The sequence below is a fragment of the Aquabacterium sp. genome (assembly GCF_048860245.1).
Lineage (GTDB): Bacteria > Pseudomonadota > Gammaproteobacteria > Burkholderiales > Burkholderiaceae_C > Aquabacterium.
This window is the reverse complement of the sequence record NZ_JBLIZW010000050.1, coordinates 1-4846: the sequence shown is the minus strand read 5'-3', so window position 1 is coordinate 4846 and position 4846 is coordinate 1. Positions and strand designations below refer to the sequence as shown.

The following is a 4846-nucleotide window of genomic DNA, read 5'->3' as shown; positions in this document are numbered from 1 at the left end:
ATTGCTTTGGCGGTTCAGGCAGTACGCTGATCGCCGCCGAAAAATCAGGGCGCCGCTGCTTCATGATGGAGTTGGACCCGAAGTACTGCGACGTCATTGTTCGCCGTTGGCAGGAATTCAGTGGCGGCAAGGCTATCTCTGCGGACGGCCAGCGCGTCTTTGACGAGGTGACGATTCAAGAGGCTCCGGCGTGATCAGGCAGCTCAGCTTTCTCGATCTGCCGGAACCGGAGGAGGAAAGTTTTGATGATCATGGAATTGCTTCTCGCCATCATGTCTTGCGGGTTAGCGCCGAAATGGAAGTTGGCCGTGCCGGTGAGTACCTGGTCATGGCCGACTTGTTGCTCAACGGCTGGGTGGCGTACCCAACTTCGCAAGGCGTGCCGTACGACATTGCAGTCGACATTGGCAATCGGGTGCTACGGGTTCAGGTGAAGTCCACCAAAATGCCCAAGACACCGGCTTCGCTTAATCGCGGCACACCTCTGTATGTGTTTCATACTCGCCGTGCCGGCAAGGGCGGACGGCGACGGTACAGCGCAGAGGACTTCGATGTTCTAGCCCTGGTCGCGCTCGATCGCCGGTTGATAGCGTATTACGCATTGGCTGATTGCCGCAACGACTGCATAGCGATCCGCGTGCCCGGTCTGCGGTATGGCGATGGTGGCGTGAAATGCCGCTATTTCGAGGATGCAAAATTTGAGTTCGCCTTGAACAGCGTCCTGCGTGGCAATCAGCAGGAGGATTTGTCACTGCCAAGGCAATTTAATACGGTTAATCCATCGGCTTAAAGACGCAATAAGTGCGGAGATTATCTTGACGGTGCGGTGAAAACCGCCCACAATCACCGCATGGTAAGCGAAGATAAGCGTTACATCTGGCAGCAAAACAACTGGCCGCACTGGGTTTACGACCACAAGCGACTGGCACCTTTGCTCGCCCAGGCCCACATGGCACAGGGGCATTTGCTCGGTCGTATGCACGACCTGGGGCTGGATGTCCGCGATCAGGCGACCTTGCGTGTCCTGACCGAGGATGTGCTCAAGACCAGCGAAATCGAAGGTGAGAAACTCAACCCCGACTCGGTGCGGTCGTCCATTGCCCGCCGCCTGGGTGTCGACATTGGCGCACTGGCTCCGGCCGACCGGCATGTCGATGGTGTGGTGGACATGGTGCTCGACGCCACGCAACGGCACCATACACCCCTGACAGCAGAGCGATTGTTCGGCTGGCACGCAGCCATGTTTCCCACCGGCTACAGCAGCCTCACCAAAATCCGCGTGGGCCAATGGCGCGACGATGCCCTGGGACCCATGCAAGTGGTCTCAGGCCCGATCCATCGCCAGAAGGTTCATTACGAAGCACCGCCAGCCCATTTGCTGGATGCTGAGATGGTGGATTTCATGAACTGGTTCAATGTGGACCAGCACGATGACCCGGTCATCAAGGCAGGTCTGACGCATTTGTGGTTCGTGACTGTCCATCCGTTTGAGGATGGCAATGGCCGTATCGCGCGTGCTGTTGGTGACATGGCGCTCGCCCGCGCCGAACAGTCGGCGCAGCGCTTCTATAGCCTGTCGGCCCAGATCCAGCACGAGCGCAAGGATTACTACGATCGCCTGGAGGCCACGCAAAAAGGCGACATGGATGTCACAGCCTGGCTGGAATGGTTCCTAGCCTGCCTGCTCAGGGCCATCCAGGGGGCCGAGGCTACATTGGCTTCGGTGCTGGCCAAGGCGCGCTTTTGGCAGCACTGGGCGGGTGTGCCGATGAACGATCGGCAGATCAAATTGCTCAACAAGTTGCTCGATAGCTTTGACGGCAAATTGACCAGCAGCAAGTGGGCGGCAATTGCCAAGTGCTCGCAGGACACGGCGCTGCGTGACATTTCCGATCTGGTTGAACGCGGGGCGCTGAAAAAATCAGAGGCCAGCGGCCGCAGCACCAGTTATGAATTGATGCCGGTTGGCGATCAACCCTGATCGCTGGCCAGCATGTTCACGCTCACTGCACCAAAAAACTGCTCGATCGGGTTCAGCCCCAGATCACTGTGCCCTGCAACGCAAACACGCGATTGGGCAACTGGTATGCCACGGCCTTGTTCTGGAAGCCGCAGATGGCGCTGCTGGTGAACGAGCGAACGCTGTTGCCCGTGATGATGCCGCTGGCACCGGCGGCCACATTGGCCAAGCGATTTCCAGCAGCGCTGAAAAAAGTGCTGCAGGGTTTGGGCCTGCCCCCCGAATTCATTCAGGCCGAAGTCGAGGGTATGGGCGAAGTGGTCTATGCAAAGACGGCGAACCGTACCGTGGGGGGCACGATGAACGAGTTTGCTTTCCTCGCCGAGGCATTCCGCGACCGAGGTGCTCCCGCAGATGCCTTGGCGTTGTCACTAAAGTTGGCAGGGGTGCCTTGTGGGCCACTCTCCAAAGGGGCTGGCTTTCCGGAGGATGCTGTGCGTGAGTTGGCGGCTGGCGGCGGCGTTCATTGAGTGGTATCTGCTATTCGGCCGTGGCCTCTTCGACGATCTCGCAGTGAATCACAAAGCCCGTCAGGTAGGGCAGACCTTTGGGAATCCCGTGCTGCTTGCTGGTCAGGCGACCGATGGTCCAGCCCATCCAGCGTTGGGTGGCGGCGTGGATCGCATCGCGCAGGTTCAATCCGGCGTGCAGGCCGTTGAGTACATCGTCGGCAAAGTGACGGCCATGGCGGCTGTCCAGGAAGGCGCGGACCGAGTCGAGAGGTTGGTTGGTGGCGTCCGAAATCGCCGTCATCGCGATGGGCCAGGCGGCTTCGGCGTGCTCGCCGAGGGTCCCAAATAGGCCCCACGACTCATTTTGCGTTGCGGGGATTTTTGCTTGCTGGGTGGTGGTCATCGTCGGCTCCGTGTCTATGTCTGTTTCTGTGTTGGCGATGACTCCATTGACGCGCTGTAGAGCACAGAAGCCAAGGCTTTCACGATCATTTATCGAGAGCGTGATCATTTCGCGACGCTGGCCAGTTCTGCCTGTGCGTTGGCGATCAGGTCCAGGCGCAGGTTGGGCGTGATGTTGCAGGCCAGGGCGTTGAGCGCCCAGTTCATCACCTGCGATTTGTCGTGCGGCGTCTCGGCCGTGTCGAGTCGCTCGATGTAATGGTCCAACTCCCGCAGACTGCGCTCCAGGGTGGATCGGGCGGTGAGCAAGGCGTCTTTGGCCTTTTGCTCGGTCATTTGGCGCATCAGGGTGTCGAGGTCGAGGGTCATGGTGTGGCTCCGTTCAATCGTTTGGCAATGACCCCATTGACGCGCTGTTGCGATGCAAAGCCAAGGCTTTGATGGAAGAAGATGACCAGCGTGGCGGCGCAGCCACTAGCCCAGGCGGGCCGCATAGCGGGCGTAGTCGCCGCCAGACGGGTCGACATAGAGGTACGGGCGACCGGGAGCATGGACTTCCACGCACAGGCGCCCATTGCCCACGTACCCGCCTTTGCCCGCCAGCCAGTCGCGCGAGACCAGCAGGTTGGCAGCAAACCCATCGAACTCCTCGGGCGTCATGGTCCGGGTCTCGGTGACGTAGACGAGGTAGTCGCCGCTGGCGCTCATGTCCTTTAGGTTCTCGGGCTTGCGCGCAAAGGGCAGCCGGATGCCAAGTTGCTCGACCTGAATCTCCTGGCCCTCCCACTGGAGGATCAAGGGGGTGCGTTCAATGGTGATGGACATGGTGGGCATGACGGGCCTTTATGGTTGGTGTGGCGGTTGGGCTGTTGGATCGGTACTTGGAGCTCACGGCCTTGGCCTGCAAGGCTTCGACGCCGGTCAGTGCCAGGGTCAGCACGGCGTTGTGAAACGCCGCCTCGGCCAAACAGGGCGCGAGCCGCGCGTCTTCGAGCAGGCTGTCGATGCTTGGCGCCACCTTGGCCCGCATCGCGGCACACACCGCTTCCTGGCGCGCCGGGCTGGCGCTGCGGATTTCAGGGCGCAGGCTGATCAGGGTGCGAAACGCCTGGTCGGCCAGGCGCTGCCCGAGTTCATCGAGGCGCGCCAAGTTGGGGCGGCGTTCATGCAGCCTCCGAATTGATAGCGGTAGCGGTGCCTGCTGAAGTGGTCTCGATGCGGTACACCCGCTGACCACCGGCCTCCTTGGCTGATGTGATGGTCAGCCCCAAACGCTTCTTGAGCGTGCCGGCCAGGGTCCCGCGCACGGTGTGTTGTTGCCACCCCGTGGCCTCCATGATCTGCGTGATCGTGGCGCCCTCGGGGCGCTGCAGCAGGCTAATGACCAGGGCCTGTTTGCTGTCGGCGCGGGTGCGAACCGGCTTGTCCTGGGTAGGCTGTTGCCAACTGGCCTCGGCACTGGCGACATCGGCCTCCAGCTCTGGATCGTCCAGCGTGATGGTCGGTGGCAAGGCGCCCGGTCGGGGCAGGCCCAAGGCGTCGTAGCCCTCGGCAGCCACCACCCAGTCATCGCCATCGGGCGTGATCAGGCCACGTTTGAACAAAGCCTCGAGCACCTTGGCACGGGCGCCGCCCTTGATGTGCTCGGGGAACCAGGCGATCTTGCCGCCGCTGTCTTGAACGGCGTGCTCCAGGATGGCCTGCTGGTTGGGGTTGAGTGAGATGGTCATGACGCCCTCACGCTTGCAGGACGGCGGTGCTGCCGTTGCCACTGGTTTGATGTGCTGCGGTGACTTTGCGCACGCGGTGCACGGCCTGCTTCGGTGCGCCGCCTGCCGCACGCAGCCCAGCATCAAACGCGGCTTGCAGGGCGCTTTTGACACCCCAGACGCTGACGTCGTGGAAGTCCAGGCTGTCGCGGTGGCGGGTTTGCAGGGTTTCGATGAACAGGTGGTCCAGGGCGATCGATTCG

General features: G+C 61.2%; 9 protein-coding genes and 1 pseudogene. 4 read left to right on the top strand and 6 right to left on the bottom strand.

The genetic code is table 11. From position 1 onward, the window contains the following. From ACMV18_RS05965 to ACMV18_RS05950, 4 genes and pseudogenes are all read left to right on the top strand, one after another. Positions 1–194 (top strand): annotated as a pseudogene (locus tag ACMV18_RS05965) (DNA methylase N-4); the annotation flags it as partial. Beyond that, positions 191–790: a group I intron-associated PD-(D/E)XK endonuclease gene (locus ACMV18_RS05960; protein WP_420817082.1), complete on the top strand. Its 600-nt coding sequence runs from the start codon at positions 191–193 to the stop codon at positions 788–790. The pseudogene ACMV18_RS05965 and the gene ACMV18_RS05960, both read left to right, overlap by 4 nt. 60 nt (positions 791–850) lie before the next feature. Beyond that, positions 851–1981, top strand: a complete 1131-nt coding sequence (locus tag ACMV18_RS05955) for a Fic family protein (RefSeq protein WP_420817081.1) — start codon at positions 851–853, stop codon at positions 1979–1981. Further along, positions 1954–2490 (top strand): DUF6933 domain-containing protein, encoded by a 537-nt coding sequence (locus tag ACMV18_RS05950; protein ID WP_420817084.1) that lies wholly within the window; start codon positions 1954–1956, stop codon positions 2488–2490. Before ACMV18_RS05955 ends, ACMV18_RS05950 begins: the two co-directional genes overlap by 28 nt. A 10-nt stretch (positions 2491–2500) precedes the next feature. On the opposite strand, the gene ACMV18_RS05945 is transcribed toward ACMV18_RS05950, so the two are convergent. From ACMV18_RS05945 to ACMV18_RS05920, 6 genes are all read right to left on the bottom strand, one after another. Then, the gene (locus ACMV18_RS05945) at positions 2501–2875 is read right to left on the bottom strand and encodes a hypothetical protein (protein ID WP_420817083.1); all 375 of its coding nucleotides are present in this window, start codon (positions 2873–2875) and stop codon (positions 2501–2503) included. A 104-nt stretch (positions 2876–2979) separates the two neighbouring features. Further along, positions 2980–3243 (bottom strand): hypothetical protein, encoded by a 264-nt coding sequence (locus ACMV18_RS05940; RefSeq protein WP_011886395.1) that lies wholly within the window; start codon positions 3241–3243, stop codon positions 2980–2982. Positions 3244–3348: 105 nt separating this feature from the next. Then, on the bottom strand, positions 3349–3708 hold the full coding sequence (locus ACMV18_RS05935) for a hypothetical protein (RefSeq protein WP_420817080.1): 360 nt from the start codon (positions 3706–3708) through the stop codon (positions 3349–3351). Next, on the bottom strand, positions 3683–4024 hold the full coding sequence (locus tag ACMV18_RS05930; RefSeq protein WP_420817079.1) for a hypothetical protein: 342 nt from the start codon (positions 4022–4024) through the stop codon (positions 3683–3685). Before ACMV18_RS05930 ends, ACMV18_RS05935 begins: the two co-directional genes overlap by 26 nt. Positions 4025–4037: 13 nt before the next feature. Next, on the bottom strand, positions 4038–4604 hold the full coding sequence (locus tag ACMV18_RS05925; protein WP_420817078.1) for a DUF3489 domain-containing protein: 567 nt from the start codon (positions 4602–4604) through the stop codon (positions 4038–4040). 7 nt (positions 4605–4611) lie between these two features. After that, positions 4612–4846, bottom strand: a 235-nt coding sequence (locus ACMV18_RS05920) for a DUF6900 domain-containing protein (protein WP_420817077.1), incomplete at its 5' end; no start/stop codon positions are given.

What these genes read in the sequence shown, in the direction of transcription:
- ACMV18_RS05940 (WP_011886395.1), bottom strand. Translation starts at nt 3,243, where the DNA reads ATGACCCTCGACCTCGACACCCTGATGCGCCAAATGACCGAGCAAAAG.
- ACMV18_RS05955 (WP_420817081.1), top strand. Translation starts at nt 851, where the DNA reads ATGGTAAGCGAAGATAAGCGTTACATCTGGCAGCAAAACAACTGGCCG.
- ACMV18_RS05925 (WP_420817078.1), bottom strand. Translation starts at nt 4,604, where the DNA reads ATGACCATCTCACTCAACCCCAACCAGCAGGCCATCCTGGAGCACGCC.
- ACMV18_RS05945 (WP_420817083.1), bottom strand. Translation starts at nt 2,875, where the DNA reads ATGACCACCACCCAGCAAGCAAAAATCCCCGCAACGCAAAATGAGTCG.
- ACMV18_RS05935 (WP_420817080.1), bottom strand. Translation starts at nt 3,708, where the DNA reads ATGCCCACCATGTCCATCACCATTGAACGCACCCCCTTGATCCTCCAG.